The organism is Duganella paludis (assembly GCF_054461335.1).
In genome coordinates this window covers 6,575,725-6,597,514 of record NZ_CM136922.1, presented here as the reverse complement: position 1 = coordinate 6,597,514, position 21,790 = coordinate 6,575,725, and the positions used below count along the sequence as shown (strand labels likewise).

17 protein-coding genes are annotated in these 21,790 nt (G+C 64.7%); 5 read left to right on the top strand and 12 right to left on the bottom strand.

Going from position 1 to position 21,790, the window contains the following annotated elements; genetic code table 11:
- Positions 1-30: 30 nt before the first annotated feature.
- Positions 31-864 carry a hypothetical protein gene (locus ACXZ1M_RS29015; RefSeq protein ID WP_459051056.1) on the top strand — a complete coding sequence of 278 codons (834 nt, stop codon included), beginning with the start codon at positions 31-33 and terminating at the stop codon, positions 862-864.
- Positions 861-2,837 (top strand): LTA synthase family protein, encoded by a 1,977-nt coding sequence (locus tag ACXZ1M_RS29010; RefSeq protein WP_459051055.1) that lies wholly within the window; start codon positions 861-863, stop codon positions 2,835-2,837. The genes ACXZ1M_RS29015 and ACXZ1M_RS29010 overlap by 4 nt, the downstream gene beginning before the upstream one ends.
- Positions 2,838-2,859: 22 nt before the next feature.
- On the opposite strand, the gene ACXZ1M_RS29005 is transcribed toward ACXZ1M_RS29010, so the two are convergent.
- From ACXZ1M_RS29005 to ACXZ1M_RS28990, 4 genes are all read right to left on the bottom strand, one after another.
- Entirely contained in the window at positions 2,860-3,090 is a 231-nt protein-coding gene (locus ACXZ1M_RS29005) for a hypothetical protein (protein ID WP_459051054.1), read from the bottom strand.
- Positions 3,091-3,184: 94 nt separating this feature from the next.
- Complete coding sequence (locus ACXZ1M_RS29000) at positions 3,185-4,165, bottom strand: hypothetical protein (RefSeq protein ID WP_459051053.1); 981 nt, start codon at positions 4,163-4,165, stop codon at positions 3,185-3,187.
- A 75-nt stretch (positions 4,166-4,240) separates the two neighbouring features.
- Positions 4,241-5,599, bottom strand: a complete 1,359-nt coding sequence (locus tag ACXZ1M_RS28995) for a hypothetical protein (RefSeq protein ID WP_459051052.1) — start codon at positions 5,597-5,599, stop codon at positions 4,241-4,243.
- Between the two features lie 141 nt (positions 5,600-5,740).
- Complete coding sequence (locus ACXZ1M_RS28990) at positions 5,741-6,244, bottom strand: hypothetical protein (RefSeq protein ID WP_459051051.1); 504 nt, start codon at positions 6,242-6,244, stop codon at positions 5,741-5,743.
- Between the two features lie 159 nt (positions 6,245-6,403).
- Here ACXZ1M_RS28990 and ACXZ1M_RS28985 point away from each other — a divergent pair, with 159 nt between their 5' ends.
- On the top strand, positions 6,404-7,936 hold the full coding sequence (locus tag ACXZ1M_RS28985; RefSeq protein ID WP_459051050.1) for a sigma 54-interacting transcriptional regulator: 1,533 nt from the start codon (positions 6,404-6,406) through the stop codon (positions 7,934-7,936).
- Between the two features lie 8 nt (positions 7,937-7,944).
- On the opposite strand, the gene ACXZ1M_RS28980 is transcribed toward ACXZ1M_RS28985, so the two are convergent.
- The 8 genes from ACXZ1M_RS28980 to ACXZ1M_RS28945 all read right to left on the bottom strand — a co-directional run bounded on the left by ACXZ1M_RS28980 (position 7,945) and on the right by ACXZ1M_RS28945 (position 17,601).
- The gene (locus ACXZ1M_RS28980) at positions 7,945-8,493 is read right to left on the bottom strand and encodes a hypothetical protein (protein ID WP_459051049.1); all 549 of its coding nucleotides are present in this window, start codon (positions 8,491-8,493) and stop codon (positions 7,945-7,947) included.
- 24 nt (positions 8,494-8,517) lie between these two features.
- Entirely contained in the window at positions 8,518-10,710 is a 2,193-nt protein-coding gene (locus ACXZ1M_RS28975; protein ID WP_459051048.1) for a protein kinase domain-containing protein, read from the bottom strand.
- Positions 10,711-10,864: 154 nt separating this feature from the next.
- Positions 10,865-12,241 carry an extracellular solute-binding protein gene (locus tag ACXZ1M_RS28970; RefSeq protein WP_459051047.1) on the bottom strand — a complete coding sequence of 459 codons (1,377 nt, stop codon included), beginning with the start codon at positions 12,239-12,241 and terminating at the stop codon, positions 10,865-10,867.
- A gap of 12 nt (positions 12,242-12,253) precedes the next feature.
- The gene (locus tag ACXZ1M_RS28965; RefSeq protein WP_459051046.1) at positions 12,254-13,090 is read right to left on the bottom strand and encodes a carbohydrate ABC transporter permease; all 837 of its coding nucleotides are present in this window, start codon (positions 13,088-13,090) and stop codon (positions 12,254-12,256) included.
- Complete coding sequence (locus ACXZ1M_RS28960; RefSeq protein WP_459051045.1) at positions 13,087-14,097, bottom strand: carbohydrate ABC transporter permease; 1,011 nt, start codon at positions 14,095-14,097, stop codon at positions 13,087-13,089. Before ACXZ1M_RS28960 ends, ACXZ1M_RS28965 begins: the two co-directional genes overlap by 4 nt.
- On the bottom strand, positions 14,094-15,215 hold the full coding sequence (locus tag ACXZ1M_RS28955) for an ABC transporter ATP-binding protein (protein WP_459051044.1): 1,122 nt from the start codon (positions 15,213-15,215) through the stop codon (positions 14,094-14,096). The genes ACXZ1M_RS28960 and ACXZ1M_RS28955 overlap by 4 nt, the downstream gene beginning before the upstream one ends.
- A complete protein-coding gene (locus tag ACXZ1M_RS28950) occupies positions 15,212-16,306 on the bottom strand; it encodes a glycoside hydrolase 5 family protein (protein ID WP_459051043.1) in 1,095 nt (364 codons plus the stop codon). The genes ACXZ1M_RS28955 and ACXZ1M_RS28950 overlap by 4 nt, the downstream gene beginning before the upstream one ends.
- Positions 16,307-16,338: 32 nt before the next feature.
- Positions 16,339-17,601: a sialidase family protein gene (locus tag ACXZ1M_RS28945; RefSeq protein WP_459051042.1), complete on the bottom strand. Its 1,263-nt coding sequence runs from the start codon at positions 17,599-17,601 to the stop codon at positions 16,339-16,341.
- Between the two features lie 167 nt (positions 17,602-17,768).
- On the opposite strand from ACXZ1M_RS28945, the gene ACXZ1M_RS28940 reads away from it, so the two are divergent.
- The gene (locus ACXZ1M_RS28940) at positions 17,769-18,698 is read left to right on the top strand and encodes an ArsR/SmtB family transcription factor (RefSeq protein WP_459051041.1); all 930 of its coding nucleotides are present in this window, start codon (positions 17,769-17,771) and stop codon (positions 18,696-18,698) included.
- 301 nt (positions 18,699-18,999) lie between these two features.
- Positions 19,000-21,741 carry a TonB-dependent receptor gene (locus ACXZ1M_RS28935; RefSeq protein WP_459051040.1) on the top strand — a complete coding sequence of 914 codons (2,742 nt, stop codon included), beginning with the start codon at positions 19,000-19,002 and terminating at the stop codon, positions 21,739-21,741.
- The last annotated feature ends 49 nt before the right edge of the window (positions 21,742-21,790 follow it).

The following is a 21,790-nucleotide window of genomic DNA, read 5'->3' as shown; positions in this document are numbered from 1 at the left end:
TCAACAATATAATAAACAAGGGAGTAGTACATGGTTGCGACGAAGTGGTACGTTCATCCGGTGATCGCCGTCGGTGTCATCATCAATGTCTTCATACTGGGCCTGGCGTTATTCTGGGCGCACGACCCGCAACCGCTGTGGCGTTTGCTGGTGGAAGACGGCATCGTCGAGTGGATGCAGTTCCTGTGCTTCGTCTTCCTGGCTGGCCTGCTGGGCTTTTTGGCGGTGGAACAATGGCAGCGCGAACCGAAGATCAACCTGCAGCTGCTGGCCTTCGTCGGCCTGACCGCGCTGGTTGCACTGGCCGCGCTGGAGGAAGTGAGCTGGTTCCAGCGCGTACTGCACGTGGTGCCGTCCGAGTTCTTCGCGCAGAATAACCGCCAGGGCGAGACCAATCTGCACAATCTGGCGATGGGCAAGAGCAGCCTGCACAAGGCCGTGCTGTTGAAACTGATCGCCGTCGTCGGCCTGACCCACAACCTGATCCTGCCGCTGTTGGCGCGCAAGCGTCCGGCCGTCCGCACCTTCGTCGAGAAATTTGGCCTGTACCTGCCGCCGCTGTCGGCCTCCATCATTTACATCGTTCTGGTGGCGCTGTCGCACCTGCTGATCGATCATCCACGCAAGGGTGAACTGGGCGAGGTGTTCGGCGCCGTGCACTACCTGGTGACCGTGGTGGCCGCGTACTTCTTCGGCGTCGGCTACGGCAAGAAGCCGGTGTTCGCCGAATCGCGCGACAGCCGCAACATCGCCACGCTGTTCTGTATGGTGCTGGTGTTCATGCTGATGACCGGCTGGATCCTGAGCTCCGGCACCGGCGCCGCCGCCTACATCGCTACCCACCCTGGCTTCGGGGCCGAATGATGCTGCAGCGTTTCGCCTCCCGACTGGAAAAACTGACGCTGTGGGCCGGCCCGTTCGCCGGCGTGCTGCAGTTGCTGCTGCTTGGCCTGATCATCTTTTCGCTGTCGCGCCTCGGCTTGATGGCGTGGCAGTGGGAGCGCGTGAGCGCCACCGGCATTCCCGGCCAGATGATAGTGCAGGGCGTGCGCGCCGACTTGATCATGCTGGGCTACCTGATTGTGCTGCCGCTGGTGCTTGCACCGCTGCTGGCATATAAGAAGACTTTGGGCTTGTGGCGCAATGTGACGGTGGCGTGGGGCACGTTTGCGCTGATCTTCATCGTGTTCATGGAGCTGTCGACGCCGCAGTTCGTGATGCAGTACGACGTGCGTCCGAACCGCCTGTTCATCGAGTACCTGTCGTATCCGGCCGAAGTGATGTCGACCCTGTGGCATGGCTTCCGCATCGCGCTGATTCTGGGCGTGGCGTTCACCATCCTGCTGGGCACCGGCATCTACAAGCTGCTGAAGGCAGCTTCGGCCAACATCGTCACCTGGAAGCCGTGGAAGATGCTGGCCCTGTGGCCACTGTTGGTGCTGCTGGTGGCGTTCCAGATCCGCTCCACCATGGCGCACCGTCCGGCCAATCCGGCGATGTTCGCGCTGACCGGCGACGCCATGGTGAACTCCCTCATCATCAATTCGCCATGGTCGGTGCTCGACGCGTACAACGCCATGAGCCACGAAGCCAATTCGTCCGAGATCTACGGCAAATACCCGCGCGATAAAGTCTTTGAAGTGGTGAAGAGCGCGCCGTGGCTGCGCGACGTGCAGTTCACCAATGCGGAGCTCCCGACGCTGCACAAGCAGGTCGCGGCGATGCAGCGCGAGCGTCCGCTCAACCTGGTTATCGTGCTGGAGGAAAGCCTGGGCGCCACCTTCGTTGAATCGCTGGGCGGCTTGCCGGTGACGCCGGAGCTGGAAAAGCTCAAGAAGGAAGGCTGGTGGTTCGAGCAGCTGTACGCCACCGGCACCCGTTCGGTGCGCGGCATCGAGGCGGTGGTCGCGGGCTATCCGCCGACGCCTGCGCGCAGCGTGGTCAAGCTGTCGCTGTCGCAGCAGAACTTCTATACGCTGGCTGCGGGCTTGGGCAAGCAGGGCTATCACACGGAATTCGTCTACGGCGGCGAAGCGCACTTCGATAATATGCGCAGCTTCTTCTCCGGTAACGGCTTCCAGAAGGTGGTCGACCGCCGCGATATGAATCCGGTATTCGAAGGCAGCTGGGGCGCTTCGGATGAGGACTTGTTCGACAAATCGCTGGAGCGTTTGAAAACGCTGCACGCCAGCGGCAAGCCGTTCTTCAGCCTGATTTTCTCGTCGTCGAATCACGAGCCGTTCCAGTTCCCGGATGGCCGCATCAAGCTGCACGACGCCGAGAAGCAGACCGTCAACAACGCTGTCAAGTACGCCGACTATGCGCTGGGCCGCTTCATCGCCGAGGCCAAGAAGCAGGCCTATTGGAAGGATACGGTATTCCTGATTGTGGCCGACCACGATAACCGCGTGTATGGCGACAGCCTGGTGCCGATCAAGAAGTTCCACATTCCGGGCCTGATCCTGGGTGCGGACGTGCAGCCGAAGCGCATCACCACCATCGCCAGTCAGGTCGACCTGGCGCCGACGCTGTTGTCGATTATCGGCGTATCGAGCGAGCATCCGATGATAGGCCGCGACCTTGTGCGCGACAGCGAAACGCCGGGCCGCGCCTTGATCCAGTTCGATAACTACTTTGCGTGGCTGGAAGGATCGTCGGCGACCATCCTGCGGCCGAACCAGGAGCCGTTGGCCGGCCAGTACGATGCAGCCACCGGCGTGCTGACCACCGGCGGCGTGCCTGATGCGCAACTGGTGGACAAGGCCATGTCGCACGTGGTGCTGCCGTCGATCCTGTACCGCGAGCAGCGCTACAAGCTGCCGCCCGCCGCGAAATAAGCGTTCCGCAGGCGCGGCCCGCTCAGGACATGATGGAGCCGATCGGCACGTTCTGATGGCCGCTGCCATGCGCCGCATCGTAGGTGATGTCGACGCTGGTGGCGCCTTGCAGCGCGGCCAGCGGATTGCTGCACGAGAATTGAATCGCGCCGCCATTCAGGTTGGCGATGTTGATGTTCTGCGGCCGCGCGGTCATCAGGTGAATGCCGTTGGCGTCGTAGGATGCTGCGTGCTTGAGCGTGATGGTGGTCATGATGTTCCTCTTATCGGTGAAGGTTGGAAGTCGTCGACTGGCGCCGTTGGCAGTCCAGTCCTTCCAGAGTAGTGTTTCGCTTCCGCTTCGGCCATTACCGCCGATTACATCGCATTACGCCCGCTCCATACACCGCCGCCGTCACGCCCAGCACATATGGCGCACTGGTGTTGTCGCACAGTGTCAGCAAGTTGCCGCAGGTGCTGACATCGGTGTGTGCACGGTCGAAGCACACGCCCGCAACGCGCAGCGCACCGTCGCCGCCTTGCGTTGCCAGCGCGGCGCAGCGGTCCAGTTGCGTCGGCGGGAGCTGCAACGTGAGCTTGCGCTGCACCGCCACCAGGATTTGTGTGGTGCGCAGATTGAGCATGCCGTCCGGCCCGAACAGCGGCTTGTTGGCGAGCGCGGAAGCCGGGTCGATACGGTCGCTGTAACCGGCGATCATGGCCGAGTCGAACCAGCGTCCCGGCTCCGCCCGGAACACCTGGGCCGACTGCGCCGAAAACTCCAGTTGCGCACAACTCCCGCCGACGTTCAGCTCCACACTGAATTCCAACTGCGGCTGCTTGTTGATCATGCTTTGCAGACTGGCCAGCAGGAAGTCGTTCAATCCCGGCGTGATGCGGTAGGCCGGCCACTGCGTGCCCATGCGGTCGAGTGCGAGCTGGCTGCTGGCGCGGTCCAGCACCCGCCTGTCGCGTGAGGAAGCCTTGAGGGCGTTGATGAAGGCCGAATACTGGCTGTACCAGCTGTTCCCCGGCAGGTAGCTGGCGGAGGAGTAGTCGGGCATGGTGTCCGCCCACTGGTAGATGTTTTCGTAGATGGGCGTACCAGGCGTTCCGCTGCCGGACAGGCCGGTGTAGTTGATGATTTCCCAGTCGGCGATGGAGAGGCCGCTGCTGCTTTTGAAAGCGCCGCAGCCGCCGCCCATCTGCAGCTGGGCCGCCAGCGCGCGCGCATAGGCGGTCCAGCAGTCGGCGTCGGCCGGCGCAGGCGCAGCGTTTGCGCCCAGGCCGCGCAAGGGCGACGCCAGCATGGCCAGCGCAAACATGGTCTGGCGTCTGCGGATATGCATGTGGCGCTGGCCTTCCTTGGCTGAACGGCATCCGCCGCCGGCGCAGTTTCTGTACCGTAGGCGGGACCGTTTGCATCAGGTTTTCGCTTTACCCAGCGAGACCGGCACCACGCCCAGCACTTTAGGCGCATTGGTGTTGTCGGTGATGGTGATCGACGTGCCGTCGGCCGACATGGTGACGTCGCTGGTGAACTTGCTGGCGCCCTGCGCGTGGTTGGCCTGCGCGCTCCAGCAGAAACCGCCCACCGAAATGCTGCTTGCGCTGTTTTGCTGCATCTGCGTGTACAACTGCTGGATGGAGGCCTTGGACGCGGTCAGCGTGACCGATGGTTTCAGTACCACCAGCACCTGGCCGGCGCGCAGGTTCAACATGCCGCCGTCGCCGAACAGAGGCTTGTTGGCCAGCGCGGAGCTGGGCGAGATCTGGTCGTAGAAGTCGGCCACGATGCTGGAGTTGAACCAGGTGCCCGGCGCAATCGTGAACAACTGCGCGGCTTGCGCGGTGTAGGTCATGGTCATGCCTTCGACCAGGTTGGTCAGGTCCTGCGCGCCTTGCGACTGGCTGTAGGAAGCGGCGACCGAACCGCCCCAGAAGAAGGCGTTGTAGCCGCCGCCGGCGCTGACGTTGACGTAGCTGCTGGTTTGCAGGCCGGTGGAGTGCGAGTCATCCAGCGTGATGGTGATGTTGATGGCCGGCGCCGCGCCGCTGCTGAGCGTCTGCAGCGACGACACGTACCAGTCGTTCAAACCCGAGGTGATGCTGTAGCCCGGATACAGCGAGCCGTCCAGGCCCACCAGGCCGTTGCCGCGCGCTGCGGTCAAGGCCACCGCCGCCTGGGCGTTGGCGATGGTCTGGTAGTCGGGACCGCCGACGGCGGCCAGCGCCTGGTTGTACAGCGTGGTCTGAGCCGACAGCTGGTTCTGGTCCAACGTGATGACTTTGTCCCAGCCGTTCTGCGAGTACCATTGCTGGAAGGTGATCTGCGCCGATGGTGGAGCGCTGGCTTGCGCGGTGTTGAAGCTACCCCAGTCGCTATACAGCTTGATGCTGTCGGCGCTCAGCTTTTGCTGCGCCTTGGTGACGTTGATGGCGTAGCCGTCGGCGATTTGCTGCAAGGCCGGATTGCCGCCCTTGAGCGCGATCGAGTACAGGAAGGCACTGTACTGGTCGTAGAAATTCAGCGCCGACGGCGCATACGATGGCGCCCATGCAGGCATGATATTGGCCCATTTTTCCAACGAGGCCACCACCGTGGTGCCGGGAGCGGGACGGCTGGCAGGCGCCGGCAGGCCGGTCACGTCCATCACTTCCCAGTCGGCGTTGGTCAGGCCGCCGGTGGCCAGGAAGGTGGCCGGGTCCAGCCCTTTGCCGACGGTGGTGCCGTTCAGTCCTGCCACGAATTTTTGCCACATTACTTGCGATTGGTTTGCCATGATGCTGCTCCTCGTTGGTTGGGATTCGATGGTCATGCGTGCTTACACCTGCATGCGCCGCGTGGTGTTGGGCGGCGCTGTGATGTGCAGCCATCTTGGGCGCTGGCGTCGCTGCGGTCCATTACGGTTGATTACCGCCGATTACTCTGCATTACAGGCCATTACATCGCCCGGCATCAGCAACAGCGCCGGTTCCCAATCCGCCCGTGCCGGCACAGGCGCCGGCGTGAAATCGCCTTCGACGCAGGAGCCGCGCACGATGCGGAACGGCAGTGCGCCGAAGCGCACTTCACCGCGCCGCCGTTCCAGCAGCATCGCGGCGTCGGCGGACGGCGCCAGCGCGCGTGCCAGGTGCTGGCGCGCGCGGTAGATCTGGATGTTCAGATGTGCCGGGTCCAGGCCCAGCATGCGCGCCAGCTCGTCGACCGCCAGCCAGCCCTGGCTGCTCGGATCGAGTCCGCGCCCGGCGTCTTGCAGGCGTTGGCGCGCCAGCGTCACCAGGCAGTAGTGGTGGGCGCGCTCACCCATGTCGATGCGGCGGCCGCTCGCGGTCTGCACTTGCAGGCAGATGTGCTCCTCATTCAGGCTTACCTGGAAATGCAGCAGCGGCAAGGTGATGGCGCTGTTCAAACGGGGAATGTCCATGGCGTGGTTTTGTCCGGTGGGTGGAAGGCTGGGTGAGGTGATCAAAAAACATGCCATGAAGACCATCCGCGCTATCATGGCTTCCGCGCCGGTGACGCTGTAAAGCGGTGGCCGGCGTTGACACCTGCTTTACACCTTGCTTTACACATGAGGAGTGACATGGCGGCCACGCCCGACGACAACGACTACACCCTGACTTCGCCGCTGGCCGGCGGCGCCGACCTGGGCGCGCCGGTGCTGGCCCTGACCATCATCTGGCACCCGGACCAGGGCCGCATCGGCGCCCAGTACCTGAGCAGCGGCGCGCGCGGCACGGTGGAGGTGGGGCGCTACACGCCGCTGTTCCGCCATCCGGACGAGGAGGGCGTGGCGCTGGGCTTTGGCGGCGTGTCGCGGCTGCCGCTACGCATCGAGAGCGATGGCGAAGGCCGGCTGCAGGTGATTCCGCCCGAGAGCCGCATGGTGGTGGAGCTCAACGGCCAGGAGATCGCCGGGCCGGCCCGGCTGGAGCCGGCGCAGTTGGTGGCCGGCGTGATGATAGGCCTGGGCCGCGCCGTGCTGCTGTGTGTGCATTGGATGCACTGCCTGCCGAGCGTGCACCGGGTCGATGGCCTGATCGGCGTGAGCGGGGCGGCGGTGCGCACCCGCGAGCAGATCCGCGCGGCGGCGGCCACCAGTCTGCCGGTGCTGTTGTTGGGCGAGACCGGCACCGGCAAGGAGGTGGCGGCGCGCGCCATCCATGCGCTCAGCAAGCGTTCGGGCGCGCAGCTGGTGACGGTGAACATGGCGGCGTTGGGCGAGTCGCTGGCGGCGGCCGAGCTGTTTGGATCGGCCAAGGGCGCCTACACGGGCGCGCAGTCGGCCCGCGCCGGCCTGTTCGGCGAGGCCGACGGAGGCACCTTGTTCCTCGACGAAATCGGCGACACGCCGGCGCTGGTGCAGCCGATGCTGTTGCGCGTGCTGGAGAGCGGCGTCTATCGGCCGATCGGCGCGGCGGCGGATCGGCATAGCAGCGCGCGGCTGATCACCGCCACCGACCAGGATCTGTATGGCGCGCAGTTCAACCAGGCGCTGTTGCGGCGGCTGGAAGGGTTCGTGATCGTGCTGCCCCCGCTACGACAGCGGCGCGAGGATATCGGCGTGCTGCTGTGGCACTTGTCCTCGGTGGACCGGGCGCTGAACGGGCCGGCGCCGGAGATCGGTTTCGCGCTGGTGAGCGCGCTGGCCAACCATGATTGGCCGGGCAATGTGCGGCAGTTGGGGCACGTGGTGGGACGCGTCCTGCTGGCGCTGCGGCTGGGCGAGACGCCGTCGCTGGAGATGTTGGGCGCTGGCGCTGCTGGCGTCAGCGCCAGCGCTAACGCCAGTGGCGCGCAGCCGCCGGCGGCCATGGCAGATGCGGCGTCGCCGGCCGCCAGGCCGGCAACCGCCGTCACCGATGCGCTGGACGCGCTGGAAGCCAACGGCTGGTTGATCCAGGGCGCGGCGCGGGCGCTGGGCGTGTCGCGCCCGACCATGTACAAGCTGATTGAATCGCATCCCGCCATCCGCCGTCCGGAGCTGATCGGCGAACCGGAACTGCGCGCCGCGCTGGCGGCCGGCGGCAACGACATCCGCCGCTGCGCCGCCGTGCTCAAGACGCCGGCCGAGGCGCTGCGGCGTCACCTGCGCGCGCTCGGCATGGTGGAGTGAAGCGTCGCTCAGCCGCCGGGTGGGAAGGCGCCGGTGCTGACCTGGCTTTCCGGGTCCAGTACAAATACACGGAAGCGCCGCTCCTTGGCCTTGGTGTTGTCGGTGATGGCTGCCGTCATGTACAGCGAGGTGCCCCAGCGGCCCTGGTTGCGGCATACAAGTTGGCGCGTCGAGGTCCAGGTTTGCATGTGAGGCGTGCCTTCAGTCCTGCCGCGACCGAGGCCGATTGTGCCGCCTTCGCCGCAGTCGGCCTTGGCCGGATCGAAGAACGGCGACGGGTACGGATACAGGCCGGCGGTCTCCGGCCGGTAGTGCGCGTACTGCAGAATCGGCACCGTCACGATATGGCAGTCGATGATATCGGCGGCGACCAGGCGGCCCTTGTAGCTGTTGGCGGTGACCAGGAGCGAGATGTTCCAGTCCTTTTCAAACACGAACATCCCGGTCTCCATGCGCGTGCTCTTGTGCATGGGTTCTCCGTCTTCGAGGAATTCCCAGTTCAGGCGCTTGCCTTCCTGGTCGATGTCGAACGACACATGCAATGTGATATCTCTCATGACTCACTCTCCTTGGTTGCGATGCTAGTGGTAGCGGACGTCGCGGCGCAGCGCCACGAAGTCCGGCTCGTTCTCGATGGCGCTTGCCGGGTAGCCTAGCCGCCTCGCCTGCGCCAACTGGCGCAAGGCCAGTTCCCGCTTACTGAGCAATTCGTATGCCAGCGCCGCGCGAAACGCCACATGGGCGTCGTCCGGTGCGGCGGCCAGTGCACGTGCCAGCAGGTCGAGTGTGCGCGCCTCGTCGCCGGTGCGGGCGGCGTAGACGCCCATGCGCGACAGCAGGGTGGCGTCCTTCGGTGTGCTGATCAGCCTTGGCTCGAGCAGCGCGATCGCTTTGCGGTAGGCGGTGCGCGCTTGCTCCTGTTGGCCGGGCAGCCATTGCAAGGCGTCGCCGAGGTTGGCCCAGGAGACGTAGTTGTTGGGATTGCCGATGGGTGGCGTCACGGCGTGCTGGAAGGCGGCGGCCGCGCCGGTGTAGTCGTTGCGGCCGAACAGGGCGTTGCCCAGGCTGTCGTACAGGGCGGCGGTCGGCCGCACCTGCAGTCCCTGCTGGATCACCTTGAGGGCTTCGTCGCCGCGATTCAGCTTGAGCAGGGCGGCGTTGAGGTTGGCGTAGGCCTGCACCGAATCCGGTTCCAGCGCGATGCTTTTGCGGAAGGCCTGTTCGGCGCCGGCCCAATTGGCTTGCCGGAAGTAGACCACGCCGAGGGCGTCCGCAAATACGCGCTCGTCGGGCAGGCGCTGCATGGCGGTTTGCAGCCAGCTTGCGGCGTCGTCGTAGCGATGCAGTTCGGTCAGGAAGGTGGCTTTGCAGAGATGGGCGAAGTAATCGTCCGGTGCTACGGTGAGGGCTTGTTCGCAGTCGGCGAGGGCGGCTTTGAAGTCGCGCTGGTTGGCTTTCACCCAGGCTTGCGCTACCTGCGCCAATGCGAGGGAGGGCGCCAGGCGCAAGGCTTGCTGTGCGGCGGCGTCGGCGCGCTGGCGCCAGGTGTTGTCCTGGCGCGTGCTGGCGTAGCGGAAGCTGTACACCAGCGACATGCCGGCAACGGCGGCGGCCTGCTCGGGATTGCGCGCCAGTATGGCGTGCAGTTCGGCTTCGGCGGCGTCGAGCCGGTCGGGGCGGTCGAACTGCTTGAGGTGGTTCAGCGTCTGTTCGATGGCGCGCGATTCGGAGTAGGTGGACAGCGCGGGCGGCAGCGGCAGGTAGCTGTCGGCCAGCTTCCATGCCAGAACTCCCGTGGCGGCCAGCGCGGCGGCGAGCAGTGCGAGGCGACGGGCGCGTGGCGGTGCCGGTAGCGTCGGCGCTGCAGTCGCCGTTGCGGTGGCCGCGCTGACCACGACTGCAGCGGTGGCGGGCGCCGCGCCGCTGGCATTCGCGCAAGCCGCGATCAGGCGGGCGGCGGCGGCCATGTCTGGCGGCCGCCGTTCTGGCCGGCGAGCCGCCAGCGCCTGAATCAGGTCCACCACGTGCGCCGGCAACGTGGACGGAAACGCCCACGTATCGGACGACGATTGCATCTGCGCTGCCGCCAACGCCAGGCCCGCCAGCGGCCCATGCGGCCGGCGGCCCGTGCTCAATTCGTACAGAATCACGCCCAGCGCATAGATGTCCGACTGCCGCCCCGGCGGATTTCCAAGAAGGCACTCGGGCGCCATGTAAGCGATAGTGCCCAACTGTTCCAGCGCCATCACCGAAGTCGTGGCCTGCGCGTCATCATGGAAAGACAATCCGAGATCCAGTATGCGCAGCGCCCCCGAAGGCTCGATGATCAGGTTGGAGGGCTTGAGGTCACCGTGCACCAGCGACGAGGCATGCGCCGCCTGCATGGCTTCGGCGAGCTGCAACGTGATCTCCAACGCGCGTTCCAGCGGCAGGGTGCCGGTATCAAGCGTCTGCCGCAAAGTGGGACCGGGAATCAGCTCCATGACGATGGCATGACCATCGCCGTCCGCTTCGAAGGAATAGATCTTCACGAACGCCGGATGTCCGATCGACGCCGCCAGCCTCGCTTCCTTGAGCAGGCTCGCATCCTTGTTCGGGCCCGTCCAGGTTTTTACGCGCTTGATGGCGACGCGCCGTTGCAGGCGGCTGTCCCAGGCGGCGAACACCTCGCCATAGCCACCCTCGCCAAGGCGCTGCTCCAGCCGGAAATGTAGCAGCGCCGCAGGCTCGGCCAAAGTGGCGACATCAGGCACGATATGGTCTGGAGTGCTCAATTTATCCTGCCTGGCAAGAGTTGCTGTCGATAGGAATTAGATTGTGATTTGCATAAACTTGATCATATGGAACTAGCTAAGTCTCGCATAGTGCTCATGCTTTTGCACTATATTTTTCGAGAGGAGGATTTGACGTTGCTTGCGCTTTAAAAGGCTACTTGGCTGCCGCACCCCCTGACGTACCGCCGTTGAATTGGGCGTCGCGCGCCAGCATGCGGTTGATACTGATTTCGGCGCTGGCCAGGGTTTTGTTCACATTGGCGCCGTAGACGATGGCCGCAGTCAGCGCATCGCCCAATGTTTTGCCGACTATCGCCTGCCGCGCCACCTCGATCGGCAACGCCACGCCGTCCCGTGAGATGGTGGCGATTTCGCTGCGCAGCGGCAGTTGGCGGAACGCCGCCGATTCAATCACCGAGCGCCGCGTCGGCAACTGCCCGGTGCGTGCCCACACGCCGCCTTCGTCATACAGGAACTTGAGGAACGACACCGCCGCCGCGCGGCTGCGCGCATCGGCCGTGCCGCCTTTCAGCATCACCATCACATGATTGTCCGCCCACACCGCTCTGGCGGCGTACAACTGCGGGAACGGCGTGGCCGTGTAGCCCTTGTAGGTGGCGCTGTCGGCTTGCTTGGCCTGCTTGAGCAGGTCGCCGGTGATCCACGTGCCGTTCACCATCACCGCACCTTCGCCGGCGGCGAAGCCTTGCAGCGCCACGCCATAGTCCATGCCGCGCGAGGTCAGTCCCTCTTCATACATGGTTTTTAGCAGCTTCACCGTGTCGCGCACAGCGGGGCTGTGCAGGTCGATGTGGAAGTCGTCCTTGGGGAACAGGCTGCCGTTCTGCTGCCGCAGCATCGACAACAGCGTGCGCGGGAAAAACGCCGGGTCGTTGGAAGTGAGCCAGATGAAGTATGGCTTGCCCGTCGCCCGCTTGAAGCGGCGCGCCTGCTCCAGTAGCTGTTGCGGTGAATCCGGCAGCAGCGGCTTGCCGTCGGCTTTCACCAGACCCGCGCGGCGCATCAGGTTGACGTTGACGTGCCACAGCCAGGAGTGCGTGTCGAAGGGCAGGGCGTAGCGCTGGCCGTCCACCGTGACCGCCGTTTCAGCCTGCGGCGTGAAGTCGCCGCTGTCGATGCCGGCCGTGCGGAATTCCTGGTCCAGCGGTGCGATCAGCCCGCGCTTGACGAAGTCGTTCAGCGCGGAGCTGTGCAGGATGGCGACCGCCGGCACGTCGCGCCCGACGATGCGCGCGCCCAGCTGGCTGTAGTAGGAGCCATGCTCCACCACCTGTGTGCGTACCACAATGTCGCCGCGATGCGTCGCGTTGAACTTGTTGACCAGGGCGGTGATGATGCCGCATTCGCCGGTGGCCTGCGATGGATCGGTTACGTTGCCGTAGTCCGCTTCGCAGGAACCGAAGAAGCGCGCGAACGATATTTCAGTTGGCGCGGCGAGCGCGTTGCCGCCGGCCGCCTGCGCGGCGACCAGCAGCAGCGCCAGCGCCGCGCGGAGTGGGGGGAGTCTCATGCTTGATGTACCTTAGCGGACCTTCGCGCCGGCGACGGCGGCGACGATGTATTGTTGGAAGAAGGCGTACAGCACCAGCACCGGCGCCGCCGCGAACACCGCCTGCGCCATCAGGAAGCCCAGGCCTTCGGATTGGGCGAAGTTGGTCTGGGTCGAGGCCAGCCCCAAGGTCAGCGTGTAGTGGTCCGACTGGGTGGCGGAGATCAAGGGCCACAGATAGTCGTTCCAGGAACTGAGGAAGGTGACGATGCCCAGCGTGGCCTGCACCGGCAGCGACAGCGGCAGGATGATGCGCGTGAAGACGGTCCAGCGCGAGGCGTTGTCCAGCAGCGCAGCTTCTTCAAGATCGCGCGGGATGGCCTTGAAGTATTGCGTCATCAGGAATACGCCGAACGGCGCCGCCAGTCCCGGCAGGATCAGGCCCGGGTAGCTGTTGTGCAGGCCCCAGTCGGCGAACATGCGGTGCAGCGGGATCACCACGGCGGTCTGCGGCACCGCCAGGCCGGCCAGCACCAGGCCGTAGATCCACTTCTTGCAGGGGAACTCCGTGCGCGCGAAGCCGTAGCCGGCCAGCGACGATAGCAGCAGCACCAGTATGGTCTGCCCGAACGCCACCACGCAGGAGTTGGCGATCCAGCGGAACACCAGCGAGGTACCGAGGATGTCGCTGTAGTTCTTCAGCGTGTAGGGTGGTGCGAACAGGATGTCGGTGCGCTGCGCCAGCAGCTCGTTCGGCTTGAACGATAGCGCCATCACCCACACCAGCGGTGCGATCCAGGCGATGGCGGCGAGGATGGTGGCGCCGAGGATGGCGCGGTTGCCCCAGCGGTTGCTCAGGTTGGGATTCATGATTGCGCCTTTCCTGCGCGTCGTTCCAGCCAGCCTTGCAGCGACATGCCGGCCAGCATCAGCAGGAACAAAGCCTGTGCGCCGGCGGCTGCGTAGCCGAGCTGCCATTGTTCGAACATGGCTTCGTAGACAAACATCACCAGCGAACGGGTGCTGTTATTCGGGCCGCCTTGGGTAAGCAGCTGTACCTGGCCGAACACCTGCAGCTGCGCGATCATTTGCGTGACCGCCACCAGGATCACGCTGTGGCGAATCGCCGGCAGGGTGATGTGGCGGAAGCTGCGCCAGCGGCTGGTGTTGTCCAGCGCTGCGGCTTCGTAGACGTCCTGCGGGATCTGCTGCAGCGATGCGAGGAACAGCATCATCGGCATGCCGATGCCCCACCAGACGGTGGCCAGCGCCACGGCGGGCAGCGCGAGCCATTCGTTGTTGAGCGGGGCGACGCTGGCCAGGCCCATGCCGTGCATGGCGTTGGCTAGCAGGCCGCGCTCGGGCAGCAGCACCAGCCGCCAGATCAGCGTGACGATGGTGACCGACAGCACGCCTGCGCCGAAGAACACGCCGCGCAGGATGGCGGTGGTGCGGCCGGGGCGGTTGAGCGCCAGCGCCAACGCCAGGCCGGTGATGACCATGACCGGTGTGCACAGGGCCGCGAACAACACGGTGTTGAAGGTGGAGCGCACGAACATTTCGTCTTGCAGCAGGTCGACGAAGTTGGTGGCGCCGACCCAGCGGCCGATGTTGGACAGCAGGTCGATGGCGTGGAAGCTGAGCCAGACGCCGTTCAGCAGCGGCCAGACCAGCAGCGTGAGGTAGCACAGCAGGAAGGGCGCGATGAAGAGCAGGCCGATCCAGCTGGTGGAGAAGCTGCGGCCGGCGGCGGTGCCGGAGCTTGGCCCTGCGCCCGAGCTTCGGCTGGAGCTATCGGCTGCGCCGGGGCTGGAGCCTGCGCCGGTGGCGGCGGGATGCGCGGCGGCCTGCGCGGGAGTGGTCAGGTCGCGCATCATGCTGGATGATGCGCGATGCCGGCCGCGTCGAACAGGTGGGCGCGTTGCAGGTCCATGCGCAGGCGGATCGCGGAGCCGATGGCCGGTTCCGCATCGCGTGGCGGCGCGTCGGCGACCACCAGCAGGCCGTCGGCCAACTGCACGTGCAGCAGCGTGCGGTCGCCTAGGCGTTCGATTACTTCGACCACGCCTTGCAGCTGCCCGTCCTCCGCCGGCGTCAGCGCGTCGGGACGCAGGCCCAGCTCCATGGCGCCATCCGTAGCGGCCGGCGTGGCCGTCGACAATGCGGACGCCGGCACGGCGGTGCGCACGGTCGCGCCGTTCGACAGCACCACCGCGCAGCAGCCCTCATCATCAGCCGCGCGCCGCACCGGCAGGAAGTTCATCGACGGACTGCCGACAAAACCAGCCACAAATCGCGTGGCGGGCCGACGATACAACTCCATGGGCGCGGCAAACTGCTCGATCCGTCCCTGATGCATCACCGCGATACGGTTGGCCAGCGTCATCGCCTCCACCTGGTCGTGCGTGACGAACAACATGGTTGCGCCCAGCCGCTTATGCAGCCGCGCCAACTCCAGCCGCGTGCGTGTGCGCAGCGCCGCATCCAGATTGGACAACGGCTCGTCGAACAGAAAAGCCAGCGGCTCCTTCACCACCGCACGCCCGATCGCCACACGTTGACGCTGCCCGCCGGACAGCTGCACCGGCTTGCGCTCCAACAGCGCTTGCAGCTCCAGCATCTGCGCGGCGGCATCCACACGGCGTGCAATCTCCGCTTCATCCATGCGCACGTTGCGCAACCCGAACGCCATGTTGTCGCGCACCGTCATGTGCGGATACAGGGCGTACTGCTGGAACACCATGGCGATGCCACGCTGCCCCGGCGCCAGGTCGGTCACATCGCGACCACCGATGGCGATGCGGCCGCTGGACACCGGCTCCAGCCCCGCCAGCATGCGCAGCAGGGTCGACTTGCCGCAGCCCGAAGGCCCCAGCAGCGCGATAAACTCGCCGGCCGCAATCGACAGGTTGAAGTTCGGGATCACGGTGTGCTGGCCGTAGCTTTTGCTGACGTCGCGCCACTCGATGCCGCCCAGTTCGTGCGTCATCTTCATACGGCGTTCACGTGCCGCCGCAGCAGCTCGATCTCGTGTGCGCGGTACGGCGTGCCGTCGGTATGCAGCACGTCGTGGAACCAGACCGACGGCGGCGCAAAGGTGTAGGGATTCTTCCACGAGTCCCACGGCATATTGGTCTGGCTCTTGCCGGCCACGAAGCCCCAGTTGATCATGCCGATGCTCTCGGAGCGGGCGATCGGCAAGGTGGTGTCGAAGGTCGAACCCATGCCACGCGCCATGTACTCGGTGCACACCAGCGGACGGCCATAAGCCTGCAACTGGCGCACACGCGCCAGGAATTTCTCCGGCCAGCTGTAGTCGTGGAAGGTGACGATGTCCGACAGGGCCAGCTGCGCCTTCTGCACATCGTTCATCACCGTCGATTCCGGCGACCAGTCGTCACCGAACCATACGCCGCTGGTCAGCGGCTGCGATGGCGCGCAAGCCTGCGCCCAGCCGAACACCTGCGGCAGCAGCTGCGCCACCAGCGCGATCTTGTCTTTTGCTTCGAACTGCTGGTAATACCCCATGCCGCCGCCCTGGTTGTCCGGTTCATTCCACAGATCCCAGCACCACACGCGCTCATCGCGGCCGAAGGTGGTGATGATGTCTTCGACGTAGGCGCGCAGCGCCGGGTAGCTGCCCGCATCGGCCAGTTGCGCCGCGCCGGGACTCTGCACCCAGCCCGAGTTGTGGATGCCGGGCATGGGTGCGCGCTGCGTGCCCAGGGCCGGACGCGGGTCCCAGCACGAATCGAATAATACCAGCATGGTGCGGATCTTATGGCGCTCGGCGATCTCCAGGTAGGTCTCGATGCGCTGCTTGAAACCGGCGGCGTCGCTGGCCCACAACAGATCGTGCAGGAAGACCCGCATGGTGTTCATGCCGAGCGACGCCGCCCAGCCCAATTCCAGGTCGATGCGCTCGACGTCAAAGGTCTCGGCTTGCCACATCTCCAGCTGGTTGATGGCGCTGGCCGGGAGGAAGTTGGCGCCGAGGATGCGCGGCTGAGCCGCATACCAGGCATGCGCGGCCGAAGCGCTCCACGTTGGGGCTTGTGGAGCGGCGGGGGCGATTGCTGTAGTCATCGTAAATCTTTCTTGGTCAGGTTGGGTGAGGTTCAAGGCGCGAGGGCGGCGCTGCCGAAGCGCGTGCGGCAGGTGGTGTCGGCGCCGCCGTCGGTTTGCAGCACGATCAGGCCCTTGTTGTCGGCGGTCGGCAGCAGGGGGCTGGAGTAGTTCTGGCACCAGTTGGTGAGCAATGGCGGCGAGGGCAGGGCCAGCGGCGCGTCGACCATGCGCCATGGACCGCTGCCATCGGCGGTGGTGTTGGTGAACATGACTTTGCCGTTGCCGCTGGCATCCGGCACGCCGTTCTTGTCGACCAGGATCTGGCCGACGGCGATCAGCATGCCGTTCGGCTGTCCGGCCACCGGCACCCAGGTGAAGGTGGGCGCGTGGCGGAAGAACTGGCCGCTCTTCGTTTCGAGGCGGAAGCCGGGATCATTGGCGGCGCCCCAGTTCAAGCCGTCCGGCGAGCGCTTGGCGCGCAGCGCGCAGTCGAGCGGGCCGCCGTAGCAGTTCTCATAGGTCATCAGGTAGGCGCCGGAAGGCAGGCGACGTACAATCGGCATGCCCGGACGCGCGTTGGGATCGTCGCCGGCGACGATGGTTTGCGGCGCGCTCCAGTTGACGGCGTCGCGGCTGGTGACCTGTACCAGGATCTGCGACTTGCCGGCCAGCGTTTCGTCCGAGTAGTAGCAAACCAGTTCGCCCGATTTGGCGATGGCGAATTCCGGTTCCCAGATGCCCGACGGGTCTTTCAGGTTCTTGGCAATGCGGCCCTGGCCGCACAGCGACAGGTAGTTCCAGGTGGCGCCGCCGTCGGCGCTCTGGTAGATGCGGTTTTCCATCGGCGCGGCGCGCTCCTGGCCCACCGAGGCGGCATACAGCAGCGTGCCGGCTGGGAGGGCGCCGATCTTCACCGGCAGTTCAAACAGCGTGCCGCAGCAATGGCCTTGCTTGAGCGCGGGATCGGCAATCGCGCCGATGCGGCTGAAGGTCTTGCCGTCGTCGCTGCTGGCGTAGATGCCGCCGACGGACTGCCCGCCCTCGGTCGAGGACATGCTCGCCACCAGCTTGCCGTTCAGCGCCGCGTTCTGGTGATAGCTCTGGCGGATCAGGCGCGGATAGGCACCGAAGACGTCGGCCAGCAGCGTGCCGCGCGGCGCACCGGCGGTTGGCGGTTGCGTGGTTGCAGGTGGCGTGGTTACAGGTGAAGCGGCGATGGCGCTGCTGCCGCCGCAGGCGCTCAATAAAAGGCTGGCGCAAAGCGCGCTAGCTGTAACGATAGCTGCGGCAAGAATGCCGGTTGGCTGGGTCATGCTGTCTCCTTGGTGGTTGGACTTTGAAAGTCACAATAATTTTTGTTGGATTAATTATCGCAACATTCCTCATTAGTGACAACAATATTTGTTATAAATTTTGCCGCGCTGGGGTTTTCGCCACGCTGTATCATGCGAACTAACAAACTAATTCAGAGGAAAAGGACATGGATGCAGGAAATCGGGCGTTGCTGGTTGAGGGAGATGCCGTACTGCCGCTGGTGAAAGCGCTGTCGTCGGACACGCGGCAAGCGATGCTCGGCCTGTTGACGCACAAGGTGCTCAATCTCTCCGAGCTGGCGGCGGCCATGAACCTGCCGCATTCCACCGTTAGCTTCAACGTCAATCAACTGGAGGCGGTGGGCCTGGTGGTGGTGGAGACCGAGCCGGGCACGCGCGGCATCCAGAAGCTGTGCTCCAAGCGTTACGACGAAGTGCGCATCCGCTTGCCCGGTGCGGCGGTGGAGGCGGAGCAGAACACCGTCACCATCAGCATGCCGATCGGCAGCTACCGCAGCGTCGAAGCCAGCCCCACGTGCGGCCTGGTGAGCGAGACCAAAATCATCGGCATGCTGGATGATCCGCGCTCCTTCTTCGAACCGGAGCACGTCAATGCCCAACTGCTGTGGTTCGGCGCGGGCCATGTGGAATATGCCTTCCCTAATAATGTACCTTACGGCGCGGTGACCACCGAGCTGTCGCTGTCGATGGAGCTGTGCTCCGAAGCGCCCAACTACAATCCGGATTGGCCGTCCGACATCACGCTGTGGATCAACGATGTGGAAGTCGGCACCTGGACCTCGCCCGGAGACTTCGGCGGCAAGGCCGCGCTGCTTACGCCATCGTGGTGGCAGATCGAAGGCACCACCTACGGCGTGCTGAAACAATGGAGCGTCAGTGAGCGCGGCGCCATGATCGACGGCGTATCGCTGGGCGCGACCACCATCGCGGACCTCAAGCTGGCGCAGGCCAATCACATCCGGGTGCGCATCGGCGTCAAGGAAGATGCGCGCAACAAGGGCGGCTTGAACCTGTTCGGCCGCAAGTTCGGCAACTATCCGCAAGACATCGTGATGCGACTTGGCTTCGAAATTTGAAGCGACGTGACGTTTTTCCAACAAGTTTTGTTGTTGCTTAGGCGTGACTGCAGCGTATTTTCATGATTTTTCGCCATTAGTCGCAAATAATCTTGAAATAAAAATGAAATAGCTTCACTATTGCTTCGTTACTAGGAGCACTGTCGCAAATAAGTTTGCGAGATTGCCCGCCCATAACGAATACATATAAAGCGATGACGCGCCGTGCGTGCGCTGGAGGCATCCGGTATCAGTAGCTCGCCAGGGCATACCGGGTCTGCACGGGAGCAGTCGTCCGATATAAATAGTGGAGACAACAGTCATGCAACAGTTCAAAAGAACGCCTATCGCAGCGGCGTTGCTGGGCGCATTAGCAAGCCTTCCGGTGTCGGCGCAACAGGCGCCGGCCGACAGCGCGACCGAGAGCACGACCGTGGTGGTGTCGGGCATCCGCCAGAGCGTGCGCAAGGCCGAGGACATCAAGCGATCCGCCGACCAGGTGGTCGATTCCATCAACGCCGAAGACATCGGCAAATTCCCTGACCGTTCGGTGGGCGAAGCGCTGCAGCGCATCCCCGGCGTGCAGGTCGGCCGCACCGCCAGCGAAGTAAACAGCGTGTTGATTCGCGGCCTGCCGGACCTGGCCACCACCATCAACGGCAACGAGATCTTCACCGCCGACGGCCGCCGCCTGTCGTACCAGGATCTGCGCATCGAAGGTGTGGCCGGCCTGGACGTGTTCAAGTCCTCCACGCCGAACCAACAAGAGGGCGGCATCGCCGGCCTGATGGACGTCCGCCTGCGCAAGCCGTTCGACTTCAAGGGCTTCAGCGCATCCGGCTTTATCGACGGCGTCAACATCCACCCGCGCGGCACCAGCGCCAAGTCGTACACCGATCCATCGCTGGGTGGCCTGCTGTCCAACCGCTGGAAGACCGAGCATGGCGACGTCGGCGTTCTGCTGGACGGCACCTATGTGAAAGACCGCTTCGTCAATCCGGTGCAGTGGTTCGCGGAGCCGGGCGGCCCCGGCCTGTGGTCGGTGCGCGCGGACGGCACGGCCTACCGCAACGATCCCAGTAATCCCAACCTGGCGGCCGAACAGGCCAAGGGTGTGGGCACCGCCACCGGCGTGATGCCTTTCCCCGGCGGCGTGTACAACTCCGGCGAACGCGAACGCCAGCAACTGCACGGCGCACTGCAATGGCGTCCGAATGACAAGCTGGAACTGGACAGTCAATTCATCTACATGGGCTTCCGCAACCGCAGTGCGGAGGACTATCTGTTCGCCGTGGCGCGCGACGGCAACAAGGCCACCAACGTGGTGCTGGTGCCGGACGGCCCATACTGCAACACCAGCCGTGGCAAGGCCTGCCCGATCGCATCGGCCGACGTGCTGGCGGAACCGGATGGCGTAGCGCCTTACACCGCGTCCAGCACGCAGGCTTACCAGCAGAAGACCGACACCGCCTATGGCAGCATCGGCGCCAAGTACAAGGACGGTCCGCTGCAGGCCAGCACCGACCTGGCGTTCACTTACTCGAAGTTCGTCAACGACCGCATCATCGTCGACCAGAGCGTGCCGTTCGCAACGCTGCACGTGGTCGGTCTTGATTCGCAAGGCCACGGCGGCTTCACCGCATCGACGCCAGGCCATGCGAATGCGCTGAGCGATCCAAGCCAGTACGTGTTGCGCGGCTTCTTCCAATCGTGGAACGAGAGCAGCGGCCGTCAGGCGCAGTGGCGCAATGACGTCAGCTACCGTTTGGGCGATGGCTTCATCACCAAGCTGTCCGGCGGCCTGCGTTTGTCCTCGCGTGACGCTGAATACCATGGCGCCGAAGGTGGCGCCGATACGCCTGGCGGCATTCGTCCGATTCCGGTCAGCGTATTCGGCCCTTCGTTCAACGACGTGGTGCCGGGCGTGGCCCGCCTGGGCGGCGCGTTCGCCACGCCAGCCACCGATTTCCTGCTCGATAACCGCGACCAGGTGCGCAAGTACTACGGCCTGTCGGCCGGCCGTTTGCCGGATGATCCGAACCGCCTGTTCAAGCAGACCGAGAAAACCACCACCGTCTACGGCATGGCCAATTACGGCTTCGACGTCGGCTCGGTGAGCGTATCGGGCCTGGGCGGCGTGCGCGTCAGCCGCCTGCAGCGCGACTTGAGCGGCAACAGCCGCATTGGGGATGTCATCAGCAATGTCGACATCAGCACCTCGCACACCGACGTCCTGCCTAGCGTCAGTGCCAAGGTCGACTGGGCCAGCGACTGGATGTCGCACATCGGCTGGGGTAAGACCGTCACCCGTCCGGACTTCGCCTCGCTCAATCCGGCGCTGTCGCTGACGCCACCGTCGATCAATCGTCCAGGTTACGGCAGCGCCGGCAATCCGGAACTGAGCCCGGTGGAATCGAAGTCCTTCGACATCACGCTGGAGCGCTACTTCGACAACAACGGCTACGCTTCGGCTGCCTTCTTCGACCGCCGCATCGACGGCTACCTGCAACCGTTCTCGCAGGTGGAGAGCATCGGCGGCCTGCCGTACACCGTCACCCGTCCGCAGAATGCCGGCAAGGGCAAGTTGCATGGCTACGAGCTGTCGGCGCAGAAGTTCCTCGACTTCCTGCCGGGCGTGTTGTCCGGACTGGGCGTGCAGGCCAACTTCACCTGGATCACCGGCACCACGGAAACCGCCAAGACGCTGAACGGCAGCGACTTCACGGTGACGCCGCTGACCAACGTCGCCAAGAAGAACGCCAACCTGGCGCTGATCTACGAGAAGTTCGGCGTCAGCGGCCGCCTGGCCTACACGCGCCGCGACAGCTATGTGGAGTCGCTCAACAACGGCGGCATCCAGCTGCCGGCGACCAACGTGGTGCGTCCGCGTAACCAGCTCGATTTGTCGATCGGCTACGAGATCAACAAAAACCTCTCCCTGCAATTCAACGCGTGGAACCTGACTCACTCGGCCTACGAGAGCTACAGCGGCTACGAGCAGTTCGCGCGAGACATCCGCTACGACCCGGCAGTGTATTCACTGGGCCTGCGCTTCAAGTTGTAAACGTCGTTTCAACCGTTCCAGTGTAGTACCTTGGCAGGGAGCCCGCTCC